25 protein-coding genes are annotated in these 24,168 nt (G+C 55.7%); 6 read left to right on the forward strand and 19 right to left on the reverse strand.

Translation table 11 applies throughout. The annotated features are described in order from the left end of the window. Positions 1-35: 35 nt before the first annotated feature. Positions 36-548 carry a peptide deformylase gene (gene def, locus ACW44H_RS02630; RefSeq protein WP_113268595.1) on the reverse strand — a complete coding sequence of 171 codons (513 nt, stop codon included), beginning with the start codon at positions 546-548 and terminating at the stop codon, positions 36-38. A gap of 222 nt (positions 549-770) precedes the next feature. Here def and ACW44H_RS02635 point away from each other — a divergent pair, with 222 nt between their 5' ends. The 5 genes from ACW44H_RS02635 to aroE all read left to right on the forward strand — a co-directional run bounded on the left by ACW44H_RS02635 (position 771) and on the right by aroE (position 5,256). Beyond that, a complete protein-coding gene (locus tag ACW44H_RS02635) occupies positions 771-1,616 on the forward strand; it encodes a peptidoglycan-binding protein (RefSeq protein WP_457506651.1) in 846 nt (281 codons plus the stop codon). A 35-nt stretch (positions 1,617-1,651) separates the two neighbouring features. Next, a complete protein-coding gene (gene dprA / locus ACW44H_RS02640) occupies positions 1,652-2,800 on the forward strand; it encodes a DNA-processing protein DprA (RefSeq protein WP_457506653.1) in 1,149 nt (382 codons plus the stop codon). Between the two features lie 42 nt (positions 2,801-2,842). Beyond that, a complete protein-coding gene (locus tag ACW44H_RS02645; RefSeq protein WP_457506655.1) occupies positions 2,843-3,400 on the forward strand; it encodes an L-threonylcarbamoyladenylate synthase in 558 nt (185 codons plus the stop codon). Positions 3,401-3,484: 84 nt separating this feature from the next. Further along, entirely contained in the window at positions 3,485-4,438 is a 954-nt protein-coding gene (gene hemF / locus ACW44H_RS02650; RefSeq protein ID WP_457506657.1) for an oxygen-dependent coproporphyrinogen oxidase, read from the forward strand. Beyond that, positions 4,435-5,256 (forward strand): shikimate dehydrogenase, encoded by an 822-nt coding sequence (gene aroE, locus ACW44H_RS02655; protein WP_457506658.1) that lies wholly within the window; start codon positions 4,435-4,437, stop codon positions 5,254-5,256. The genes hemF and aroE overlap by 4 nt, the downstream gene beginning before the upstream one ends. Before the next feature lie 83 nt (positions 5,257-5,339). Here aroE and ACW44H_RS02660 read toward each other — a convergent pair whose 3' ends face one another. The 17 genes from ACW44H_RS02660 to trmJ form a co-directional block, all read right to left on the reverse strand. Continuing rightward, a complete protein-coding gene (locus ACW44H_RS02660) occupies positions 5,340-5,600 on the reverse strand; it encodes a hypothetical protein (protein ID WP_457506660.1) in 261 nt (86 codons plus the stop codon). A gap of 43 nt (positions 5,601-5,643) precedes the next feature. Continuing rightward, complete coding sequence (locus ACW44H_RS02665; RefSeq protein ID WP_113268602.1) at positions 5,644-6,447, reverse strand: M48 family metallopeptidase; 804 nt, start codon at positions 6,445-6,447, stop codon at positions 5,644-5,646. Positions 6,448-6,567: 120 nt separating this feature from the next. After that, positions 6,568-7,176: a hypothetical protein gene (locus ACW44H_RS02670; RefSeq protein WP_457506662.1), complete on the reverse strand. Its 609-nt coding sequence runs from the start codon at positions 7,174-7,176 to the stop codon at positions 6,568-6,570. 226 nt (positions 7,177-7,402) lie between these two features. Continuing rightward, positions 7,403-8,806 (reverse strand): ribosome biogenesis GTPase Der, encoded by a 1,404-nt coding sequence (gene der, locus ACW44H_RS02675; RefSeq protein ID WP_113268604.1) that lies wholly within the window; start codon positions 8,804-8,806, stop codon positions 7,403-7,405. Next, positions 8,803-9,972 (reverse strand): outer membrane protein assembly factor BamB, encoded by a 1,170-nt coding sequence (bamB, locus tag ACW44H_RS02680; protein ID WP_457506664.1) that lies wholly within the window; start codon positions 9,970-9,972, stop codon positions 8,803-8,805. The genes der and bamB overlap by 4 nt, the downstream gene beginning before the upstream one ends. Further along, on the reverse strand, positions 9,969-10,625 hold the full coding sequence (locus ACW44H_RS02685) for a YfgM family protein (RefSeq protein WP_457506666.1): 657 nt from the start codon (positions 10,623-10,625) through the stop codon (positions 9,969-9,971). The genes bamB and ACW44H_RS02685 overlap by 4 nt, the downstream gene beginning before the upstream one ends. 90 nt (positions 10,626-10,715) lie before the next feature. Further along, positions 10,716-12,017, reverse strand: a complete 1,302-nt coding sequence (gene hisS, locus ACW44H_RS02690; protein WP_457506668.1) for a histidine--tRNA ligase — start codon at positions 12,015-12,017, stop codon at positions 10,716-10,718. Between the two features lie 61 nt (positions 12,018-12,078). Continuing rightward, on the reverse strand, positions 12,079-13,194 hold the full coding sequence (gene ispG / locus ACW44H_RS02695; RefSeq protein ID WP_113268607.1) for a flavodoxin-dependent (E)-4-hydroxy-3-methylbut-2-enyl-diphosphate synthase: 1,116 nt from the start codon (positions 13,192-13,194) through the stop codon (positions 12,079-12,081). 8 nt (positions 13,195-13,202) lie between these two features. After that, positions 13,203-14,312, reverse strand: a complete 1,110-nt coding sequence (locus tag ACW44H_RS02700) for a RodZ domain-containing protein (RefSeq protein WP_457506671.1) — start codon at positions 14,310-14,312, stop codon at positions 13,203-13,205. A 50-nt stretch (positions 14,313-14,362) separates the two neighbouring features. Then, complete coding sequence (gene pilW, locus ACW44H_RS02705) at positions 14,363-15,097, reverse strand: type IV pilus biogenesis/stability protein PilW (RefSeq protein ID WP_457506673.1); 735 nt, start codon at positions 15,095-15,097, stop codon at positions 14,363-14,365. Between the two features lie 143 nt (positions 15,098-15,240). Next, positions 15,241-16,440, reverse strand: a complete 1,200-nt coding sequence (rlmN, locus tag ACW44H_RS02710) for a 23S rRNA (adenine(2503)-C(2))-methyltransferase RlmN (RefSeq protein WP_457506675.1) — start codon at positions 16,438-16,440, stop codon at positions 15,241-15,243. Between the two features lie 90 nt (positions 16,441-16,530). Further along, a complete protein-coding gene (gene ndk, locus ACW44H_RS02715; protein ID WP_447043053.1) occupies positions 16,531-16,956 on the reverse strand; it encodes a nucleoside-diphosphate kinase in 426 nt (141 codons plus the stop codon). A 211-nt stretch (positions 16,957-17,167) separates the two neighbouring features. Then, the gene (locus ACW44H_RS02720; RefSeq protein WP_113268611.1) at positions 17,168-17,494 is read right to left on the reverse strand and encodes a HesB/IscA family protein; all 327 of its coding nucleotides are present in this window, start codon (positions 17,492-17,494) and stop codon (positions 17,168-17,170) included. A 30-nt stretch (positions 17,495-17,524) separates the two neighbouring features. After that, positions 17,525-18,703 carry an aminotransferase class V-fold PLP-dependent enzyme gene (locus ACW44H_RS02725; RefSeq protein WP_457506678.1) on the reverse strand — a complete coding sequence of 393 codons (1,179 nt, stop codon included), beginning with the start codon at positions 18,701-18,703 and terminating at the stop codon, positions 17,525-17,527. Positions 18,704-18,750: 47 nt separating this feature from the next. Further along, the gene (iscR, locus tag ACW44H_RS02730) at positions 18,751-19,218 is read right to left on the reverse strand and encodes a Fe-S cluster assembly transcriptional regulator IscR (protein WP_447043050.1); all 468 of its coding nucleotides are present in this window, start codon (positions 19,216-19,218) and stop codon (positions 18,751-18,753) included. Between the two features lie 78 nt (positions 19,219-19,296). Continuing rightward, positions 19,297-20,208, reverse strand: coding sequence for a serine O-acetyltransferase (cysE, locus tag ACW44H_RS02735; RefSeq protein WP_457506680.1), 912 nt, complete (start codon positions 20,206-20,208; stop codon positions 19,297-19,299). 144 nt (positions 20,209-20,352) lie between these two features. Beyond that, positions 20,353-21,111: a tRNA (cytosine(32)/uridine(32)-2'-O)-methyltransferase TrmJ gene (gene trmJ, locus ACW44H_RS02740; protein ID WP_457506682.1), complete on the reverse strand. Its 759-nt coding sequence runs from the start codon at positions 21,109-21,111 to the stop codon at positions 20,353-20,355. A gap of 170 nt (positions 21,112-21,281) precedes the next feature. On the opposite strand from trmJ, the gene ACW44H_RS02745 reads away from it, so the two are divergent. Further along, the gene (locus tag ACW44H_RS02745) at positions 21,282-22,076 is read left to right on the forward strand and encodes an inositol monophosphatase family protein (RefSeq protein ID WP_113268896.1); all 795 of its coding nucleotides are present in this window, start codon (positions 21,282-21,284) and stop codon (positions 22,074-22,076) included. Between the two features lie 44 nt (positions 22,077-22,120). Here ACW44H_RS02745 and ACW44H_RS02750 read toward each other — a convergent pair whose 3' ends face one another. Beyond that, positions 22,121-23,941, reverse strand: coding sequence for a glycoside hydrolase family 15 protein (locus tag ACW44H_RS02750; protein WP_457506685.1), 1,821 nt, complete (start codon positions 23,939-23,941; stop codon positions 22,121-22,123). Positions 23,942-24,168: the final 227 nt, after the last annotated feature.

Here is a 24,168-nt window from a genome sequence, read left to right on the forward strand (position 1 = left end):
CCTGGCGTATCTGACATGTAAGTAGGAAAAGCGGGCTAAGCGTCCTGGCTCTGCTTATGGCGTTTTTGCATCTTCTTGAGAATGCGGTCACGCTTAAGCGGCGATAAATAATCAACAAATAGCACGCCTTCAAGGTGGTCATACTCATGTTGAATACAGTGTGCCAGCAGGCCATCTGCCTCTAGCTCGTAGGCATCGCCATTACGGTCCAGCGCGTTGAGCTGCACTTTAAGATAGCGTGGCACTTCGGCGTAGTACTCGGGAATCGACAGACAGCCTTCTGACAGCGGCTCTTTTTCGTCGCCAATCGGAGTGTAACGTGGATTGATGAGCACCAGCGGCTGGGAGTTATCATCGCTAACATCCATGACGACAACACGCCGATGAACATCAATCTGCGTTGCCGCTAGACCGATACCACGGGCGTCATACATGGTCTCCAGCATATCGTCGACGAGTTTACGCACTTCATCATCGACGGTTTCCACCGCAGCTGCCTTGGTGCGCAGGCGCTCATCGGGGAATTCAAGAATAGGAAGTTTGGCCATGGCGTTACAATCACCGTTATGCTGAGTCTAAATTAAGTCAAGCTAGGCAGTGACGAGCGTCTTCTAGCCTAGGTACTTTATGATGGGTCACTATATCATGCTGTCAACGTTTCTGGGCATGGGTGCCCGATAGGGGCTGTCTTCAATGAGCATCTTTAACAGCGCATTTATTCAGCGTATTTAATCAGCGACGTATTTAATCAGCGAATAGGGGAAAGCAGGATGGCGGCGAAACAACACGCCTATTGTGACGGTTTTGGCGCATTACTGCTGACTATCGTCATGCTGGTGAGCGCTGATGCAATTGCGTGGGAGCGAGAGCAAAACGTGGTGAAACTTTCGCCACAGGTGCGCACCTTGCCGCATGGGGAAGCGGTTGAGCCGATCCCTATGGAGATAGCGCAGGCCTTTCTACGCGAACACCGTGTGGTCGACAACGCCGAGGCGTTGCAAGCGTTGGCTTATGTCATTGCGGGAGATGACCGTCGCTTGATTAGTGGTGCGGGGGATCAGCTTTACGCGCGAGGTGACGTGCCGCGTCACGGCCAGTTGGGCATCTACCGTCAATCGGAGACCTACCAAACGCTGGAAGGCACACCGCTTGGTATCGAATTAACTAAAGTGGGCGCCGCTCGGCATATTAGTAGTGAAGGCGATATTGTTCAGCTTGAGGTCGTGAGTTCTCATCAGGAAGTGCGTGTTAACGATATCGTATTGCCGCTGGATGACCACGAGCAGAGCACAGAATTAATACCCCGTGCACCGTTAAGTGCTATCGAAGGGCGGATTATTGCCGTACCGGGTGGCGTGCGCTTTATTGGGCGCTTTCAGATCGTTACGCTCGATCGTGGCACGCTGGATGGGTTGCAGCCGGGCCATGTGCTGCAAGTTAACCAGCAAGGGGAGTTAATCAACGATCCTCGTACTCAGGAGTTGGTTCAACTGCCCAACACTGAAGCGGGCGCTGTGATGGTGTTTAAACCCTATGATCACGTCAGTTATGCCCTGGTGATGCAGGCATCGAACGTGTTGGAAGTGGGTGATCAAGTGGTGTCATCGGTTGACTAGCGGTCGGCAAAAAAATGGGTTTATAAGGAGGACATATGGACGCCCATGAGTGGCTGGTGGTCAATGCGCTGCCGGGTATGGGGGCACTGCGTATTGCGCAGTTGTTGGCCCGCCAACCACAGTGGCCAGCAGGTTGGTTGGCCGCACTGCCTAGCCGTGCGGCCAGTGAGTTGCGCCTATGGCTTGAGCACCCCGCACGCAGTCCGCTGCAAAACGTTATTGATGAGACCTTGGCTTGGCAGCAGAGCGTCCCAAGTCGGCACATACTGCATCGTGACCACCCCGCTTGGCCTGCACTGTTAAATGAATTACCCGACCCGCCGGTAGTACTCTGGGCGCAGGGGAATCTTGGCGCACTGGAAGGCCCCAAGCTTGCTATGGTAGGCACCCGCCGCCCGACAGGGGAAGGCACACATAACGCGCAAGCGTTTGCGCGCGACCTGGCCCGCCGCGGCTGGTGTGTCGTCAGCGGTATGGCATTGGGGATTGACGGTGTTGCCCAACGCGCCGCCCTGAATGCCGGTGGAAGCACTATTGCCGTACTGGGTTGCGGCGTGGATGTGATCTACCCCGCCTCCCACCGTGATCTTCACGAACAGCTTAGTCGCCTGCCTGGTGGCCTAGTGTTATCGGAGCATCCGCCTGGCACCGTGGCCCGCCCAGCATTTTTTCCGCGGCGGAATAGAATTGTTACCGGCCTTTCGCTCGGTACACTGGTGGTTGAAGCTACCGAAAAAAGCGGCTCGCTGGTGAGTGCACGGCTCACGCTAGAGCAAAATCGCGAACTGTTTGTACTGCCCGGCTCACTGCACAATGTGCAAGCACGCGGATGCTTAGCACTATTACGCCAAGGGAGTGCTCATCTGGCCTGTAGTGTCGACGATATCATTGCTGACCTCGGCCACTGGGCAGAGGCGTTTATTCCGCCCGATGACGACACGAAGCAAGGTGTATCGGCTGGTTTAGAAAGGCCTTCTAATCAAGAGCCACTTCCCGAGTCGCTTCCCGAAACCCTGCCTGATGACTTGTTAGCGTCTCTATCGGCCACGCCGACACCTATTGACCTATTGGTGCATGCCACCGGCGTGACGGTCAGCGACTGCCAACAGCGCCTGCTGATGCTTGAGTTAGACGGCTGGGTCAGCCAGCAAGCGGGAGGCTGGGTGCGGCTGCCGCGGCCATGATAGGATAAAACCATTAAAGGCATGTTGCCGTAAGGAGAGACCATGAGTTTGGCGACTGATCTAGCCCCTGCGATTCGTGCACTGCGTGACGGGGGAGTGATTGCCTGCCCTACCGAAGCAGTTTGGGGGCTAAGCTGTGACCCCGAAAACGATGAAGCCCTAGCCCATTTGATGCGTATGAAAGAACGCGACCCAGCAAAAGGGGTCATTCTCGTTGCCGCCAGTATTGAGCAGTTCCTACCCTGGTTGAGCCAACTTCCGCTCGCGATGCATGCGCCTTTGGCTGCCAGCTGGCCGGGTCCTAACACGTGGTTAGTGCCTGATAATGGCCGCAGCCACGGTCTGGTACGAGGCGCTCATGAGCGCGTGGCGCTGCGAGTGACCGACCATCCGCTGATGAAAGCCCTATGCGAAGCGTTTGGTGGCCCGCTGGTGTCGACTTCAGCCAACCGTTCGGGGGAGCCACCAGCAATGAGCGCTACTGAGATCACTGAAATCTTTGGCGATGAAGTGGCCTATGTGGTGAAAGGCGACCTTGGCGGTAATGCCAAACCTAGCACCATAAGAGATTTAGCCACTGGCAAAATCATGCGTCCTTAAGCAGTACGCCATTAATTCACTATTCACCACTTACTGCCCACCACTTACTACTCTCCATTCACTATCAATCACCCAGGAGTTACCGTGGCCCACGAGCACCTCGATGACGTTAAACACTACCTTCTTGATCTACAGGAGCGGCTTTGCGCTGGATTGACCGAGGCGGATGGTGCTGCTCGGTTCCAAGAGGATAGCTGGGAACGTGAAGAAGGCGGCGGCGGTCGCTCGCGAGTAATGACTAATGGAGGGGTATTTGAAAAAGGTGGCGTCAACTTTTCCCACGTTTATGGCGCCCAACTACCGCCTTCGGCCACCGCCGCGCGCCCAGAGCTGGCTGGGCGCAGCTTCCACGCGGTGGGTGTTTCCTGGGTATTGCACCCGGAGAACCCGCATGTGCCCACCAGCCATGGCAATGTGCGCTTTTTTATTGCTGAGAAAACCGGCGAACCGCCGGTCTGGTGGTTTGGCGGCGGTTTTGACTTAACGCCATTTTACCCTGTGATGGAAGATGTGGTGCATTGGCACCGTGTAGCAAAAGCCGCCTGTGATCCGTTTGGTGATGAGGTTTACCCGCGTTATAAAGTCTGGTGCGACGAGTACTTCTACCTTAAGCACCGCGATGAAACGCGCGGTGTTGGCGGGCTATTTTTCGACGATTTGAACGAAGGTAGCTTTGCAGAATGTTTTGCCTTTCAACGTGCGGTGGGCGACAGTTTTCTAGACGCTTATTTACCCATCGTTAAGCGCCGCAAGAACGATGCGTGGAACGATCAAGAACGCGATTTTCAGCTCTATCGCCGTGGCCGCTACGTTGAATTTAATCTGGTATGGGACCGCGGCACGCTGTTTGGCCTGCAGAGCGGTGGGCGCACCGAATCTATCTTGATGTCGATGCCGCCACTCGCGCGCTGGGAGTATGCCTTCGAGCCAATGCCTGGTAGCGCTGAAGCGCGTTTGCAGGATTTCTTACACCCTCGTGACTGGCTCGATGAAGCCGCTGGCGATGCAACGCTAAGCATTAGCGGAGAAGCGCTATGACCGATCGCTACTGTGTGTTTGGCAACCCGATCAATCACTCCAAGTCGCCGCTGATCCACGCTGAGTTTGCCCACCAAACCCAGCAGGCATGTGAGTACACCGCCGAAGAGACGCCGTTGGATGGCTTTGTTGGTGCGTGGCGTGCGTTTGTCGATGCGGGCGGACGCGGTGCCAACGTCACCGTGCCATTCAAAGGAGACGCTTTCGCGCTGTGCGATACCCTGAGCCATCGTGCCCGCCGGGCGGGCGCGGTGAATACGCTGATTCTGGGTGGCAATGGGCGTACCTATGGCGATAACACCGATGGGATTGGCCTAGTGCGCGATTTGACCTATCACCGTGTTGCGTTAGCCGGAAAACGACTTTTAGTCGTGGGAGCGGGCGGGGCCGTACGGGGCATTTTGGAACCTCTGCTTGCCGAACAGCCGAGTGAAATCGTCGTGGTGAACCGCACCGCTGACAAAGCCGAGCAGTTGGTCAGTGATTTTGCCGATCTGGGGCGGATTAGTGGCGGCGGTTTCGATGCCCTGAACGGTACTTTTGATGTAGTAATTAACGGCACTAGCGCCAGTCTCACTGGGGAGCTGCCGCCCCTACCAGACACAGTATTTGCGCCGCATGCCTGGGCTTACGACATGATGTACGGGGCCGAACCGACGGTGTTCTTACAATGGGCGGGGCCACGTGGCGCGAAGCTGCTTGATGGCTTAGGCATGTTGGTAGAGCAAGCCGCTGAGTCGTTTTTCCTATGGCGCAACGTGCGTCCGGAAACAGCTCCTGTGCGCGAAATATTACGCCAATCGCTTAACTATCAATAAGCGAACTCAAGAACGCCACAAAAGAAAGCGGGGTCGGATGACTTATCCGACCCCGCTGTCATGATACAGATACTAAAAACGCTTCAATTAGCACGTTTTACGTATAACCCCACCATGCACATTGCTAGGCCAACCACCGAGAGCAGCATGCCGCCATTGACGAGTAGCGGTGAGCGCTCCAGCCAAGAAACAAACGGCTGTGGCGTGTCCCTACAAACATGCGCGACGTAATTCCAATATCCGCCATCCAATTGACAGGCGCGCACACCGTTCAACTCCCAGAAATAAACGCCCATCAGTACAAACAGCGGCAGCACCAGTAACAGTAACCCTAATTTAATCATTTAAACCTCAAGAGCCTGACGCCGTCAGACCACAACGTGAGCGTTACGGGCGTGGGCAGTTGGGGGTATGACCATTGCTGCGAGCCTGCTCATACAGGGCAAGTGCTTGATCCATATTGCCTTGTAGGCCTTCAATGCGCTGGCCTTGACCAGGGTGGGTCGACATCCACTCGGGGGGGGCACCGCCGCCTGTCGCTGCCTGCATGTTTTCCCACAGGGTGACGCTCTCACGGGGATTGAAACCCGCCTGGGCCATCAGATCCAGCCCAATCACATCGGCTTCGCTTTCATGGGCGCGCGAGAAGGGTAGGACGATGCCGTACTGCGCGCCCATACCGAGCACACCCATCAGCTGCTGGCCACCCGCGGACTGCATGCCGGAGGTGCTGGAAATTACCGATAGGCCAAGTGAGGTGGCACTTTCGGTCGAGGCGCGCTCATTGGCGTGGTTCGCCAGTACGTGACCAATCTCGTGACCTATGACCGAGGCGAGCTGGTCTTGGTTAGTGGCAATATCCAGCATGCCGGTATTCACACCCATATAGCCGCCGGGAAGCGCGAACGCGTTGGGCTGCTCGGATTCAAATACGCGGATTTGCCAGTCTAACTGCTGCTGCTCGGCGGGAAGTTCCGCCACAATGGCATCCGCAATGCACTGGACATAGCGCTGGCTAGCCTGGCCGGCGCTGGGAAGTTCCTGCTGGTATTGAGTGAACGCCTGACGGCCCATCTGATTAAGCTCGCTGTCTGAGAGCAGCAACAGCTGTGAGCGTCCGGTGGGCGAGGTAGTACAAGCAGCGATAGAAGCACATAGAGCGGTAACAGCGAGGGGGCGAAGCCAGCGCATGAGACGGTTTCCTTATAGACGAATGGTTTTCCTGCACACAAGATAACCGCTGGTAGCAGTAAATCAATCCCCCATCATAACCCACCTAGAGGATGACTTGGATGCTGACCTGAGTAGCCCTTAGTGCTGCGGAACTAACTGCCCGTCAGCGCCTACGTTTAGGCGAGTCTTGGGCGTCAGTAGCCCTGATGGGAGTTTCATGCCCAAGCCACGTAGATCTCCAGGGGTAATGGCCAACTCACTACCGGCTGGCAGTTCGCCCTGTGTTGCCAGCTGACTGGCAAGCTCCAGCATCGGCGTCATGCGTTGGGGGTCGGTGGCCAGCACGTCGAAGGCGACGGGTAAGCGCAAATTGGCATCGTTGCCGGAGGTTAGCGTGACGTCCTGCTTATATTGCCCCTGCACAGGGTCAACGCCGGGCATATCCAGTGACCAGCGAAAACCTGCCATCTCTACCGGTGGCATGCCGACGGGCAAGCCTAGGCCCATCGCAATGGTGGCTTGTATGGGTAGGCTACCCGCACCCAGGCTGGAAGCAATCAGACTGGTTAAATCGCTAGTATCCAAGCCAGCGTTAACGCTGTAAGGGCCGATTCGCACGTCTTCAATGCCCAGGGAGGTAACGGCTAAGCGAAAAGCAAATAGGCCGGTTTGGGGTAGGGCGAGGCAGCCAGTTAACAGACTGGCAACGCCCAGTAGGATTATCCAGCGGCGAGCAGCATAAAGCATAAGATATCTCCCCCTACGACGTGTACAGGTAGCACAGCAGTAGGCAAACGTAGTGTTAATATTTGGTAGGAAAAGTGTGGTAGGAGCGTTAAAACGCCGCTATTTGAGTGCCGAAACCACCCACTGTCAAGCAAAATTAATCACTAATGAAGCCTGTTAGGTCGCCTACAAAAACGCCCGTCTGACGTTGCAAACGGGCGTAAAAGAAGAAGACGTGATATGCGGCTTAGCGACGGCTCTTGCGCGCCTCTTTGGTGCGGTTAAGCTCGCGCTTTTTAGCCTTCTCTTTATCGCTGGCACCCGCCATGTTATCGAATGGGTTACTGCCTGAGCGGAACTCAAAACGTATCGGCGTGCCGCGCACTTTTAATACTTTACGGAACGTATTGGTCAGATAGCGACGGTAGGCTTCGGGCAGCGCTTCGGTTTGATTGCCGTGAACGACGATAATCGGTGGATTGCTGCCGCCCTGGTGGGCCATGCGTAGTTTAATCCGTCGCCCGTGTACCATGGGAGGCGGATTTTGGCTGACCGCATCCTGCAGCAGCGTGGTGAGGCGGTTGGTTGACCAGTGTGCGTTGGCCGCATCAAAGGCGCGGTCAATCGACGGGTAGAGATCGCCTACTGCGGTACCATGCAAAGCAGAGATAAAGTGCAGCTCTGCGTAATCGGCAAAGCCCAGGCGGCGCTTAACCTCGGTGCGCATCTTGTCTTTGGCTTCGGTCTCCAGACCGTCCCACTTATTGACCGCCAGAACCAGGGCGCGCCCTGTGGTCAGCACGTAGTCGAGCAGGTGCAGATCCTGCTCCACCAGGCCGCTGGAGCCATCCAGCACCATGATCACTACATGCGACTCTTTAATCGCATCCAGCGTCTTGATGATGGAAAATTTTTCGGCGATTTCGCGGACATTCTTGCGGCGCCGGATACCCGCGGTATCAATCAGTACATAGGGCTTGCCGCGTCGCTCAAAGGGAATCTCAATGGCATCGCGCGTCGTGCCTGCTTCATCAAAGACCACCACCCGATCTTCACCCAGCAGGCGATTAACGAGGGTCGACTTACCCACATTGGGGCGACCAATCACGCCGATGCGAATGCCTTTGCTACCGGTGTCGGCGGGGATGCTTGCATCGCGTTCAGGAAACGGTTCGAGCACTACATCCATCAGGGTAGAAACGTTACGTCCGTGAGCGGCAGCAATCGGCCAGGGGTCGCCTAATCCCAGCGACCAAAAGTCGCCCATCGCCGAATGCTCTTCCAGCCCGTCGGTTTTATTCACCACCAACCAGGTCTTTTTCTGATTAACGCGTAGGTGGTTAGCAATCGCCTGATCTGCGGCGATGAGGCCAGCGCGTGCGTCGACCATAAACAGCACAATATCGGCTTCATCAATGGCAGCGAGAGACTGCTCAGCCATGGCTGCGTCGATGCCCTCTTCGTCACCGCTGATACCACCGGTATCGATCACGGTATAGACCTTATCGCCCAGCATGCCGTTGCCGTACTTACGATCGCGGGTGAGGCCAGGAAAGTCGGCCACCAGAGCATCACGCGAGCGCGTTAGGCGGTTAAACAACGTCGATTTGCCCACATTGGGGCGACCGACTAAAGCAATGACGGGTGTCATGGAGTTACTTCCAGGGTTTCCAGGCGACCATTGTTGGCCTGGACATGAATGGTGCTGCCGTCAGTGACCGGGCGTACGGTGATACCCGAGCCATGCACGCGAGTGCGGCCCACGATATCGCCTTCGCGAGCGTCGATCAGGTGAACATATCCTTCAAAATCGCCGAAGACTAAACGGCCATCGGCAAAGGCGGGTGCCGTTAACCAACGGTCTTGAAGTTCGTCATTACGCCAAATTTCGCGGCCACTGTTGGCATCCAGTGCAACAACCTGGCTGTCATCGGTAACAACGAACAGGAAGTCGCCGACCAGAATCGGGGTATGGCGGCTGGAGAGATCCGCTTCCCAAAGCACGTCGCCTTGGGTCGCTTCCAGCGCTACCACACGGCCGTTATAGCTGGTCACAAACAGACGGCCATCAGGGCTAATGATCGGCTGGCCGGAAAGGTCAACCAAGCGCTCTACTTCGCTACGTCCGCGCGGTGTGGCAACCTGCATTTCCCATAGCGGCTGGCCGCTACGGTTATCCAGCGTGGCCAGGCGGCCATTGGCCAGGCCGACAAAGCTGACCGGGTCAATGACCATCGGCGTACCGGTGCCGCGCAGGGTGAGTGACGGCTGCGAACTGGTGTATACCCAACGCTTTTCCCCGCTGGCGCGATCCAAGGCAGTCACACGGCCATCGACACTTTGCACGACCAACAGTTGCTGGTTGGCCTGGGGCGCGGCAAGCACTTCGCTGGAAACCCGCGAGCGCCATTCTTCGCTGCCGTCACGTTGATCCAAGGCGATCACTTCGCCGTTACCAGTGGCTAGGTAAACCTGGCCTGCAACCGCGGTGAGCGCGCTGGAGATCGTCGTATCCAGATCGATTTTCCACTCAACGTCACCACTATCAGCATTCATGGCCATCACCACGCCTTCAACGCCCGCTGCAAATACGGTGTCACCTTCACGTGCCGGCGCAATAGGGTAGCGAGCGTGACCCAGGCCTTCACCCACCTTGCGATCCCACTGAGTGTCTAGCGAGGAGGTCTCGTCGAAGCTGCGCAATTCTTTAGGCGAATAGGCCGACTCGCCTTTGCTGGCACAACCAGCCAATAGAGCCAGCGTCAGTGCGCCAAAGCTTACCCGTATCAGCTGTTTCGTTGGGATACCTAAAGTCATTGTGTCGCCTCCTCAGCGCCGAGATCGTCAAGCTTGAACTGTACGCCGTAAAGCGGCTGGTCTTGGGTTTGAGACACTTCCAAGGCGGTTTCCCAGGCATCGCGGGCCGCGTCGGTGTCGCCTTGGGCGGCAAACGCATCGCCCCGCACGTTCGCACGCTGGGCTGCTAATGCGTCGCTGATCGGCTCGTCTAGCAACGCATGCGCCTGTGTAGGATTACCGTCGGTGAGTTCTATACGGGCCAGGCGCAGCCATGCAAGGCTTTGCACATAGCGTCGCGACGATTCGGCAGCGTTTTCCAGCGCGGTACGCGCATCTTCCAAGTTGCCTTGTTGAACCGCCAAGCGTGCATCAAGTAGCAGGGCGAGTTCGGCGTAGAGCGTATCGCCATGTTCATCGGTAATGTCGCTAACCAGTTCCCGCGCAGAGGCCAACTGTTCGTCACTAAGCTCATTGCCCGTGCTAATGCTGACCAATTGTTGATAGCGCATGGAGGCGGCTTCGGCCTGACCTTGCTGGTAGTTCTGCCAAGCATTCCAGCCGAACACCCCCGCCGCCGCCAGGACTGCGCCTGCAATCAACGACATGCCGTTCTCTTTCCACCAGCGCTTTACCGCGTCTAGCTGCTCTTCTTCGCTTCTCAGCTCCACCACGGGCGGGCTCCTAGTCTGCTAAATTCGTTTGTCGACGTTCGTGTTGTTCGTATGTCTAGGCTTGTCTATCTGGGCTTATATGGACGCTTACTAAGCACCAGGGGCTAATAGCCCGCGCAGCGTGCGGCCTAATGTTGCTTGAGGGACATTTTGCTGTTCGCGGTCATCGCGTAAAAACTTGAGCGTTGCCGATTGCTGTGCGATTTCATCTTCGCCGAGCAGGATGGCCATCGAGGCATCACTCTTATCGGCTTTTTTCATCCGGCTTTTGAAACTGCCGCCGCCACAATGAAGTTGTAAACGCAACTCAGGTAGTTCGCCACGCAACTGCTCAGCCAGGGTGATAGCCGTAATGGTGGCGTTATCGTCCATCGGCAACACATAAACATCGCAGCCGCCGAGGGCTTCATCAGGAATTAGCTCAAGGGTTTCGAGCAATAGGATCAAACGCTCAATGCCCATCGCAAAGCCGACAGCCGGGGTCGGTTTGCCGCCTAGCTGTTCCACCAAGCCGTCATAGCGGCCGCCTGCGCAAACGGTGCCCTGACTACCCAGTGCCGTTGTCGTCCACTCGAACACGGTGCGGCAGTAGTAGTCGAGCCCACGCACTAAGCGAGGGTTGATCACATAATCGATCCCCGCCGCTTCAAGCATCGCGGTTAGCTGATCGAAATGTTCGCGGGATTCGGCATCCAGGTGGTCCATCAGCTGCGGCGCAGCGTCGAGCATCTCGGCCATGGCCGGATTCTTGGAATCGAGAATGCGTAGCGGATTGCTGGTTAGACGGCGCTTGGAGTCTTCATCAAGGACTTCATGGTGCTGCTCGAAATAGGCCACCAACGTGTCTCGATAAGCCGCCCGTGCCTCAGACGAACCCAAGGAGTTAAGCTCCAGGGTAACGTGCTCCATCAGTCCCAATTCTTGCCACAGGCGAGCTGAGAGCAGAATTACCTCAGCGTCGATATCGGGGCCATCAAAACCGAAGGCCTCAATACCAATTTGATGGAACTGACGGTAGCGGCCTTTTTGCGGGCGTTCGTAACGGAACATGGGCCCCTGGTACCACAGCCGCTGGGTCTGGTTATACAGCAGGCCGTGTTCCATTGCCGCGCGCACGCAGCTTGCAGTGCCCTCTGGACGTAGCGTCAAACTCTCGTCGTTGCGATCATCGAAGGTGTACATCTCTTTTTCGACGATATCGGTGACTTCACCAATAGAGCGCGCAAACAACGCGGTTTGCTCAACGATAGGCGTACGAATTTCGTTGAAACCATAGCGCAGCATCAGCTGGCGAACTTTGGCTTCAAAAAACTGCCAGCGCGGGCTATCGCTGGGCAATAGATCGTTCATTCCGCGAATGGCTTGAATCTTTTTAACGGCGGACTTGCTCAAAGAAAACTCCTTATTCTGCCATCAGGCACTGGCCGCCCAAGCTGGCAGCGACCCCCAACGCTTAAACGCTGCGGGCAATCATAGCGTCTTGCTGCTGCTGTTTTTCGCGCACTTTTTCACGAATCAGCTGCTCCAGATCGTCTACCAGATGGTCATTGCGCAGCTTGCTCGCTGGCTTGCCATCGATATACACCAAGTTGGCGGGGCTGCCGCCGGTCAGGCCAATGTCGGTCTCTTTGGCTTCGCCGGGGCCGTTGACCACGCAGCCAATCACCGAGACGTTCAGTGGCGTCATCACGTCTTCCAGCCGCTCTTCGAGCTGGTTCATTGTGCCAATGACGTCGAAGTTCTGGCGCGAGCAGCTGGGACAGGCAATAAAGTTGATACCTTTAGAGCGCAGCTTGAGACTTCGCAGCATATCAAAGCCGACTTTAATCTCTTCTACCGGGTCTGCGGCCAGCGATACGCGGATCGTGTCGCCGATACCATCCATCAGCAGCATGCCGAGGCCAATCGATGATTTCACCGTGCCTGAACGTAGCCCACCCGCTTCGGTGATGCCCAGGTGAAGTGGCTGTTCGATACGTGCGGCAAGGTCGCGATAGGCGGCTACCGCCATAAACACGTCTGAGGCTTTGACGCTGACTTTGAAATCTGGGAAATCCAGGCGATCGAGATAATCGATATGGCGCATGGCGGACTCCACCAGCGCGGCAGGTGTTGGCTCGCCATACTTTTTCTGCAGGTCTTTTTCCAATGAGCCCGCATTGACACCAATACGAATCGGGATGCCATGGTCACGGGCCGCACTAACCACTGCGCGTACGCGGTCTTCACGACCGATGTTGCCTGGGTTGATGCGCAGGCAGTCGACGCCTAGCTCGGCGACGCGTAGAGCTATTTTGTAATCAAAATGTATGTCGGCAACGAGCGGTACATTGACGAGCTTTTTGATCTGACCAAAGGTTTCGGCAGCGTCCATATCGGGCACGGAGACACGCACGATATCGGCACCGGCTTTTTCCAACTGCTGGATTTGTGCCACGGTGGCGGCAACATCCAGTGTGTCGGTGTTGGTCATGCTTTGCACGGCAATGGGGGCGTCACCGCCTACAGGAACGTTACCGACCTGGATCTGGCGGGAAAAGCGGCGTTTTATCGGAGAAGGGGCGTACATAGGACGGATCACTCTCCCAAGGTGAATCGGGCGACATTGTTGGCACCTGCGCGGGCGGGAAGGTCAACTTCCTCACCTTGGTAGCGCAACTCAACGCCGGTGGCATTACCCACGGTTAAACGAAACGGGGGCTCGCCTTCGACGGTCGTTGAGGTGCCAGGCGTTTGCAGACCAACGAAGACACGTTGATTGCTGGCATCAAAAATTTCAGTCCATGACTGTTCGTTAAACGTCAGCTCAAGCACATTGGCATTGGCGGTCTGCTCGGCGGCAGCAGTTTGCTCGCTATCCGCGCCGCTCTGCTCAGGACTATTCTGTTCAGGGCTGCTTTGCTCAGCACTACTTTGTTCAGCGTTACTCTGTTCAGCACTCAATTCAGCGCTACTTAACTCATCGCTTCCCGCGGCAGTAATGGAGGTGCCGTTATCGCTATCCAGTATTGACTCGTTAAGCCCCACGATTGCATCAGCGTCATCCTGCGCACTGGGTGCTTGGTCTTGCGAAGCTGTCGGCGAAGGCGTGACACTGGTGGCATTACTCGGCTGGGTGCTGCTTTCGTCGCCGCTGGTAAAGCTTGAGCTAGCCGCAGCGCTCTCTTCCTCTGCTTCAGCCGGTTCATCGGCCGGCTCCGCTGGGGTGTTAGCGGTTTCTTCCGTAGAAGCAGCGCCAAAGCCCGGCGGTTCATTGCCCCCCCGGCTTTGCCACCACATAACGGTCACTGCGATAAGGCCGACAATAACCAATAAGGTAACGAGCTTAAACAACCAAGCACCAATACGGGAAGGGGGCCTTGCAGTCGACACCGGTGTGACTCTGCGTTCGGTGTCGATATTGCCATTGTGAGCTTGGTAGGCTTCAAGTACCAGCCGGTCGTCCATGCCCAAGTATTTGGCGTAGGCGCGTAGATAGCCACGTCGATAAGCGGCGACCGGGATCTCTTGATAATCATCCTGCTCAAGCCCTCCCACCACAGCGGGGCGCAGGTTTAGTGCACGGGCTGCATCGGCGAGGGGAATGCCGAGCTGCTCGCGCTGGTGAGAAAGCAGTTCGCCGGGGGAGGCGTTAATGCTAGTGCTGGTGCTATCAATGACGCTTTCTTGTGACTGTGTATCGCTCATGGCTGAGCATCCTTCATTAAATAAGCGGTGATCAGGGCGTCAATTAATCGTCATTCATCGCCAAGCTGGCGCTGGTAATCAGCGGCGACATTATACTCGCCGCGTGAATGGGCGATATCGACCGCCATTCTTAATGCTGCTTGGTCGGGCTCGGCGAGCTGTAAATACGTTTGCAGCGGCGCCCAGGCCTGAGAATAATTGCCCTGCGAATATTCGAGTTCAGCTAACATTAAATAACCGCGTGAATTACGCGGATCAATACTCTGCGCGCGCTCCAATCGAGCACGTGCTTTATCAAATTCTTCCAGCGCCAGGTAACACTGCCCCAAATTAGTGAATAGCTGGGCTCGGTTGGCGTACTGGGCATCCTCTGATGCGGTTTCTAACTGTTCGCAGGCGGCGGTGAACTCACCTTGTCCGAATAAAAAAGCCGCATAGTTGTTGCGGGCACGGGTAAAGTCAGGTTCGGCATTAACCGCTTGTTGAAAATAGTCGTTCGCAAGCGCGCTCTCGCCCTGGCGTTGATAAACCAGTGCCAGTGCTTGCAGCGCTTCTGCATGGCGTGGGGCAATTTCAAGCGCCCGGTCCAGTGCATTGAGTGCGCGGGGAAGATTGTTGCGTTCCAGATAGGCGACGCCAAGCTGGGTATAGGCATCTGCCGCCGCTGGGTTGGCTTTCGGTGTCAGGGTGTTGGACGAGGCACAGCCGGCTAGCCACAAGCTACCGATAAGAACGGTTAGCATGGTCACCCGAGATGGGTGTTGGCGCCTGCGGTGAGCGATCATGTAAATCCTCTTGTGATGAACGTCCTACAACTAACCTGATGCTACATAAAAACCGTGACCATCAAAGCGCCGTGCTAAGCGGAAGTCAAGATAAGCCCTGTTTTGGACTCAACAGGCCAACCGCACAAACTGTCCGTATAACGTTAGTCCGCATCAAGTTGTACCGATTGGATATAACGCGCACTACGCTTGGTACGGTCCTTCACGCGCCCAACGAGTTGGCCGCAGGCTGCGTCAATATCTTCACCGCGGGTCGTTCTAACGGTCGCGTTGTAGCCCAAATCGTAGAGCCACTGCTGAAAGCGCATGACTTGGTTACGCGATGGCTTTTCGTACCCTGAATTGGGGAACGGATTAAACGGAATCAGGTTGATCTTGCACGGTAGCTCTTTAAGCAGTGCGGCGAGCTGCTCGGCGTGTTCCTGCTGATCGTTAACATCCTTGATCAGCGTATACTCGATGGTGACCTGACGATTATCCGGGCACTTGGCCAGATAACGATGGCAAGCATCCAGCAACGCGCGAATATTGTATTTGCGGTTGATGGGCACTAGCTCATTGCGTAACTCGTCAGTAGACGCATGCAGCGAAATCGCCAAGCTGACGTCCATTTCATCGCCGAGCTTGTCGATCATCGGCACGACGCCAGAAGTTGAAAGCGTCACACGGCGCTTGGATAACCCATAGCCGTTGTCATCAAGCATCAGCTTCATGGCGGGCACAACGTTGTCAAAGTTGAGCAACGGCTCGCCCATGCCCATCATCACCACGTTGGTCACCGGTCGGTTTGCCGTATCACGCCGTGGTCCAACGCTACGCTGGGCGACCCAGACCTGGCCGATGATTTCAGCGGCGGTTAAATTGCGCTGAAACCCCTGCTTGCCGGTGGAGCAGAAGCTGCAATCCAGCGAACAACCAACCTGAGACGAGACGCACAGTGTTCGGCGTTTGCCATTTTCGGCCGGAATCAACACCGTTTCTACGTAGCTGCCATCTTCTACCTCTAGCACCCACTTACGCGTGCCGTCGCTGGAGGTGCCTTCATAAACCACGCCGGGGCCACGAATTTCTGCCACCTGCGCCAGTTTTTCACGCAACGGTTTGGAGAGATTCGTCATGGCAGCAAAATCATCGCTGCCTTCTTGATGAATCCACTTCATTAGTTGCGCGGCACGGAATTTCTTCTCGCCGATTGACAAAAAGAAAGCTTCCATCTGCTCGCGGGACATACCAAGCAGGTTTTGGCGCTCAGGCGTCGCTTTTGCAGCAGGTGTGCGGGCAACGTCAGAACTATCGACGTCACTACGTGGGGCAGGCGTATGTTGGGCTACAGTGGTGGTCATGGCGGTCAGCGTTATAGAAAGGGGCGGGGGCATGGCCCCCGCAAAATGGCCGGCAACGAAAGTTGATACGGCGGCGCTACCTTAACAGGCTTAGCGCGGGCAGATTTCGTCGTTGCCAAAGAAGTAGTTAATTTCGCGCTCAGCGCTTTCCGGAGAATCAGAACCATGGACAGCGTTCGCGTCGATTGTTTCCGCAAAATCAGCGCGAATAGTGCCGGGGGCCGCTTCTTTCGGGTTGGTCGCGCCCATCAGGTCACGATTTTTAGCGATGGCGCCTTCACCTTCCAGTACTTGCACAACCACCGGGCCAGACGTCATGAAACCGACTAGGTCTTTAAAGAACGGGCGCTCTTTGTGCTCAGCGTAGAAGCCGCCTGCTTTCTCTTCAGAGAGATGTACCATCTTGGCGGCCACAACCTTCAGGCCGGCTTTCTCAAAGCGGGCGATGATGTCACCAATTGCATTTTTAGCAACGGCATCAGGCTTGATGATAGAAAGAGTGCGTTCAGTAGCCATGGTAGTGGTCTCCTTAAAAGGGGGTTAAGCAAAATTGCCGCCCCAGAAAGCCGGGGCGGCCTAGAAAATGATTCGGCTAATAGCGTTTCAGCAGCTAGCGTTTATCAGCGCACGGGAAAGCTCCGCTGCCTGATGTTAGGTATCCTGGGGCGCGATTATAACGCTTAAGCCGGGGGATGAATACCGGTGATGAAACCTGGCCAAGCAAAGATTAGACTGTGAAGCTCTCGCCGCAGCCGCATTCGTCTTTAACATTCGGGTTATTGAAGCGGAAAAAGCGGTTCAGGCCTTCGCTCACATAGTCCACTTCGCTGCCGTTGAGCATCTCTACAGCATCGGGAGCGACATAGACGCTGGCGCCATGTTCTTCAAAATGTACTTCTTCGTCGCTAACGGTATCGGCAAAATCGAGCACGTAGCTATAGCCGGAGCAACCGCTTGGTTTGACCGAAACACGCAGGCCAAGCCCTTGGCCGCGTTCATCGAGCACGTGACGAATTTGTTGTGCGGCAGCCGGGGTAATATTGAGTGTTGCCATGAGGCGTCCTCCTTAAAAATAGTCAGCCGCTTAACGGGGCGGTGTACGTAAACCGCTCACCGCGTGGCGAATGAGCGTTAGCGCATGATCAATCTCGGCTTCGGTAGTGAAGCGACCAAAGCTGAAGCGTAGCGACGAGAGCGCAAGGGCTCGCGGCGTGCCGATGCCGAGCAGTACGTAAGAGGGGTCGACGCTGGCCGAATTGCACGCCGAACCAGTCGAGACCGCGACATCCCTCAGTGCCATTAATAACGATTCCCCGTCGACGCCTTTAAATGCCAGGTTGAGAATGTTCGGGACAGCATGTTTTTTAGTATCGTCTAGCGGAGTGTTTGAAAACACGCCTTCTACATCCTCTAGGCCGCGCAAAAAACGCTGCTGCAAACGGGTAATATGGGCGTTGTCGTCATCGTACTGCTGCTGCATCAGCGCAAAGGCTTCACCCATACCGGCAATTTGGTGCGTGGGCAGGGTACCTGAGCGCATACCGCGTTCATGACCGCCGCCGTGAATCAGTGCTTCAACGCGGATATCAGGGTGGCGCTTCACATATAGTGCCCCGACACCTTTGGGGCCGTAGGTTTTGTGCCCAGAAAGCGACATCAGGTCAATTTGCTGGGCCACCACATCCAGGGGAATGCGGCCTACCGCCTGAGCGGCATCGGTGTGAAAGACCGCACCAAATTCGTGGGCAACGTCGGCGAGGGCGGCAATATCGTTAATACTGCCCAGCTCGTTGTTAACGGCCATGAGTGAGACAAGTGCGGTATCGTCACGCATGGCTGCACGCAACTGGTCAGGCTGAATACAGCCATCCCGCCCAGGCGTGAGCCACGTCACCTCAAAGCCCTCTTTTTCTAGCGCATGGGCCGTGTCTACCACCGCTTTATGCTCAATGATGGACGTGACCAAGTGCAAACCACGCTCGCGATTGGCGCGCATAAAGCCAGTCAACGCTAAGTTATCTGCTTCGGTCGCGCCGCTGGTCCAGACGATTTCCCTGGGATCGGCGCCAATGACATCGGCTACTTGGCGACGCGCTTGCTCAACCACCTGTTCTGCCTGCCAACCCAGCATATGGCTGCGCGAAGCAGGGTTGGCGAACAACTGATCAACCGTCAGATAACGCTGCATAACCTCGACCACGCGGGCATCCGCCGGTGTGGTGGCGGCGTAATCCAGGTAAATGGGCAGCGTGGGTGTGGTCATCGTTACGTTCCGGCGGTTGATCGGTGCATTGGTTTGAATGAACAGGCTCAGAGTGAAGAGGCGAGAATGCCCGCCTCAGCACGCTGCTTTTGTCGCGATGCAATACGTATGACATCAGGCCGCAGCATCAGTTGTGCCAGCGTCATATCGTCAAGGAAATGGCGTATCTGCACGGAAAGCTCGCACCATAAATGGTGCGTCAAACAAGTGTCGCCTTGTTGGCAGTCTGAAAGCCCCTGGCAGCGAGTGGCATCAACGCTTTCATTGACGGCGTCAATCACCTTGGAAACGCTAATTGCCTCGGGTGGCTGCGAAAGCAGATAGCCGCCGCCCGGTCCGCGTACGCTGTTGACCAAGCCTGCACGGCGCAGGCGAGCAAAAAGCTGCTCTAAATAGGAGAGCGATATCTCTTGGCGCTGGGAGATATCGCTTAGGCTGGTCGGGCCGCTGTGAGCATGCAGGGCTAAATCAAGCATGGCAGTAACGGCGTAACGGCCTTTGGTGGTCAAGCGCATGGCAAGCCCCTCTACGCTGAACGCTCAGCGCACTAACGGCAAATGTGCCGTCATTATGGGAAAACCTGAGTGCTTTGGTCAACCATTACGCGGCGGCAGCGTTTCTTGCTCCGCTTTTGGCTCATTTTCTGGCGTATTCGATGACTCAGCGGATGACTTAGCAGATGCCGGTGCTGTAGAGCGTTGGTCGACGTCTGGGCAGCCGGTGTCGTGCTCATCGAGAACGTCAGCAAAATCTTCGTCACGTAGCGCCGGTAACCGCCCGTCGCGGTAATTATCGTCTAGCTTGCGCAGGGTAGAGCACATGCGTTCAATGCGCTCATCCACGGCGTGCATATGGTCGAGCATGGCCTGCATGGAGCGGGCCACCGGGTCGGGCATGTCCTGGCTGACACCATAAGCATCAAAGCCAAATTTCTGGCAAATAGCTTCGCGCCGTGCCGGGTCGACATCCAGCGCCTCTTCCACATCGGGGTCGGCGCGCTTAACGATCTTGCCAGGGATGCCGACGACGGTGGCGCCTGGCGGCACTTCTTTGGTGACGACCGCGTTAGAACCGATTTTAGCGCCAGCGCCAACGGTGAAAGGGCCCAATATTTTGGCGCCGGCGCCGACGATCACGCCATCGCCTAGCGTCGGGTGTCGCTTGCCTTTATTCCAGCTTGTGCCGCCTAACGTCACGCCTTGATAAAGCGTGACGTTATCGCCGACGTGGGCCGTTTCACCAATCACCACGCCCATACCGTGGTCGATAAAAAAGCGTCGTCCGATGGTGGCGCCAGGGTGAATTTCAATGCCGGTCAGCCAGCGTGAAAACGTCGACAGGGTCCGCGCTAACCACTTGAGATTTTTCTTCCAAAGCCAGTGGCCGCAGCGATGCAGCAGGAGGGCATGCAGGCCGGGGTAGTTGGTCAGCACCTCAAGAAAGTTACGTGCGGCTGGGTCGCGGTCAAATACGCTGTTGATGTCTTCACGTAGACGTTGAAACATGAGGTGATCCTTGGGCGGTAGAGGTGCAGTCACTCATTTGCAAGAGCATCGCAAGAGGCGATCTGAACTGACTCCGAGAAATGGGGGCAGGCATAAGGTACTTCAAGCCAAGTGCTTCAAAGCTAGCTTTTCAAGTCTAATAAATTATGGCTTGGGTTGCTTGGAGCTCGCGGCTTTCTCGGTGGCTGACAAAATGCCGCGTAAAATATTCATTTCCATCCGCTCAGGGCGGGCGCGCAGATAGAGCCGGCGCAGTCTCGCCATTAGCTGACGTGGTTGAGCCGGGTCATGAAAGTCAATGCCAATCAAGGTGCGCTCTAAGTGTTCAAAGTAACGCTCAAGCTCGGCGTGGGTCGCCAGATCATCGTCATCGCTCTGCGCAACGGAAGGCGTATCAACCTGAGCCTGACTAAGCCATGCCATGCGACACTCATAGGCGAGTACTTGTACCGCCGCGGCCAAATTGAGCGAGCTGAAATCGGCATTCGTCGGAATATGCACATGGGCATGACAGCGCTGCAGCTCGGCATTGGTCAGGCCGCTGTCTTCGCGGCCAAAGACGAGCGCTACACGGGAGTCGGCAGGCTGACACTCGGTGGGTAGTCGGTCAGCTAATTCCCTGGGTGAAAGCATCGGCCACGGCAGGGTACGCGAGCGCGCACTGGCGCCTACGGCCAGGGTGCAGTCAGCCACTGCGTCTTCCAGCGTGGCATGCACATTGGCTTGGTGAAGCAAATGATCAGCACCCGATGCACGGGAAATACTGTCCTGGGTAATCACCTCACAACGGGGGGCAACCAGGGCTAAATCTGCCAAGCCCATGTTGTGCATGGCGCGTGCTACGCCGCCGATATTGCCAGGATGACTGGTGCCGATAAGAACAATGCGAATGCGCTCAAGCATGATAAGGCTCGGTGAAATCATTAATAGGTAAAGCGCGAAGTCTAGCATGACTCGGTGGTATGCCCGAGAGGGGTCTGCTAGAATTGCGCGCCAAAGGCGGCACCTGCGCCTATGTTTATGCTTTATCACTAGCATCACGTTCTTTAACATCACTGTCACAAGGCCCGATCATGAATCCGATGGTCCAATTTACGCTGCGTGCTGCACGCAGCGCTGTCGAACATTTCCTACGTGTACGCGAGCGCATTGAAAACGCTCACGATGAATTTAACCTTGACCGCCTACTCGACGAAACGGCGCGCAAGGCCGAAGCGACGATTGTTCAGCAGTTGGAGCGCGGTTACCCACAGCACGGTGTTACCGGTCGCTTTACGCCGCACCGCGCAGGTGAAGGCGAAGGCGCGGATATCGTCTGGAAAATTGAACCAATGCACGGTTATTCCAATTTAGCCGTTGCCGGTAAGGGCTTTGCACTGTCAGTGGTGTGTCTAATCAAAGGTCGTCCCGAACACGCGGTCATTATCTGCCCCTTCGCCGACGACGAATACATCGCCAGCCGCGGCCGCGGCGCCCAGCATAACGACAAGCGCATGCGCGTCAGCAAGCCTACCGCCATTAGCGGTACGCGCATGGCCATGGGCCTGCCGGAAGCCTGGTTGCGTACTCGCCATCTGCCTGCCTATTTAACCGTTTCCCAACAACTTGCCCCGCAGGTGGAAACCCTGGTAGCGACGGGGTGTGGGCTATTGGATCTGTGTGAATTGGCAACCGGACGAGTGGACAGCGCTTTTGTGCTCGGCTTGGAAGAGCAGGATATGCAGGTAGGCACGCTATTCTTGAAAGAGGCGGGGGCCTTGATGGGGACGCCAGACGGCCAACCCACGGTGAAAGTAGAAGGCCAGCTAATGGCCGCTGGGCCGCGCCTTTATAAAGCGCTGATCAAGCAGTTAACGCCGCACTTTTAAGCAGCGCTGCCTAGCCGTTACCGATTTTTTAAGCGTTTGCCCGGCTATTCTTCACCGCGTTCTTCCGCCGGGCCTTTCCTGCCTTTTTTATCGCAACAGCCGAGGTTGTGGGCGCTATTGATCAGGCCGACGTGTGAGAAAGCCTGGGGAAAGTTACCGAGCTGACATTGCCGAATGGGGTCGTATTCCTCGCCAAGCAGCCCCAGGTCATTACGGATGCTCAGCAGCTTTTCGAATAGCGCGTAGGCCTCGTCTCTGCGATCCAGCAGAATCAAAGCGTCGACCAACCAAAAACAGCAAACGATGAAAGCACCTTCTCCCTCGGTAAGGTGCTGTTCCTTGTGGGTACTCTTGAAGCGGTACACAAAACCTTCATAGACGAGGTTTTCCTGTATGGCTTCAATCGTGCCCTGCATGCGTGGGTCACTTGCCGGTAGAAATCCAACTTGTGGAATCAACAACAGTGACGCATCCAAGGTATCTGAGCCATAGTACTGAACGAAAGAGTTGAGCTCTTGGTTGAACCCTTTTTCGCAGACTTCCGCGTGGATCTCTTCTCGTAGCGCACGCCAGTGCTCAAGGTCGCCATCGAGACCGAATTCCTCGACGCCCTTGATGGCACGGTCAACGGCAACCCAGGCCATGACTTTTGAGTGCGTATAATGCCGCGCCGGACCACGAAGCTCCCATAGGCTCATGCCTTTTTCTCGCCAATGCTTTTCAAGGAAATCAATCAATTGGCACTGCACTTTCCAGATGTCCTCGTTGGGTTCGATATGATGAACCCGACTAAAATGCAGGCCATCCATCACTTCGCCATAGATATCCAGTTGCCGCTGTAGGTAGGCACGGTTACCGACACGGACCGGACGGCTGTCATTGAAACCGGTTAACCAGTCGAGTCGGTGTTCATAAAGGCGACGCTCTCCGGCCAAGCCATAAACAGGTTGAAGTTTGGCAGGGTCACCAGCAACCGAGCGCAGCAGCCATTCGCGCCAGGCACAGGCTTCGTCCCGGTAACCTGACGAGAGCAGGGCGTACAGCGTAAAAGTGACGTCTCGCAGCCAGGTATAGCGGTAATCCCAGTTGAGTTGGCCTCCCGTCTTCTCCGGTAGAGAGGTGGTCGCTGCGCCGACCATACCGCCCGTTTCGATATGGGTAAGTGCCTTGAGCGTGATCAGCGAGCGAATGACGGGTTCGCGAAACTCATCGCTGACATCGCAGTGCGCGCTCCATTCTTGCCACCACTGTTCGGTATCCTTCAATGCCTGTTCAGCATCACGGGTGGAAGGTTCGGTGCAAAAGGAACGGTACCAAGTGAGTACGAAAGGTACGCGTTCACCGGCCTCAATGGTGAAAGTACCCCTTATATCATCCTCGTTGGTTTCCAGATCCACTGTTGTTTCCAAACGCAAGCTATCCGGGCCGGATACGGCGGTGATGCCTTTTTTGCGTCGATGTACCCAGGGGGCGACATGACCGTAACCGAAACGAAAGATCGCGTGCATTTGCATCTCCACCGTGCCCTTATGTCCTTCGACGATACGGACCACGTCGATGATGCTATCGGCATCACGCGAGAGAGGCATGAAATCAATAATGGAGGCGCTACCCGATGCCGTTTCCACCACTGTCTCCAGAACAAGGGTTTCACCACGGTAATGACGGGTTTGGGAAATAACCTCTTCGGTGGGCCATAACTTCCAATAGCCATTTTCGGGTTCGCCTACCAACTTGGCGCAACAGGCATCTGAATCGAACCGAGGTAAGCACAGCCAGTCGATCGAACCATCAACGTCGATGATTGCCGCTGTGCGCATATTGCCAATAAAACCGTAATTCTCGATCCTTGATAACCGTTGCATACGTAGCGTCCTTGTTTGGCGAAGAACCTTTTTCTCTAACACCTGGATTTAAGAAATGTTGTTTAAAGTTTAAAAGTATTGCCTAAAGCTTAGATTGGGGAATCCACAATCGCTATTTCCATGACTTATATTAACTAGCTGAATTAAATATATTTTCTATATTTAAATAAATAAATATTAATTTTAAGCCGAGTGGCAAGTAACACCGTACTTAATCAATTGCCTGA

The sequence above is a fragment of the Vreelandella sulfidaeris Esulfide1 genome, assembly GCF_054072535.1.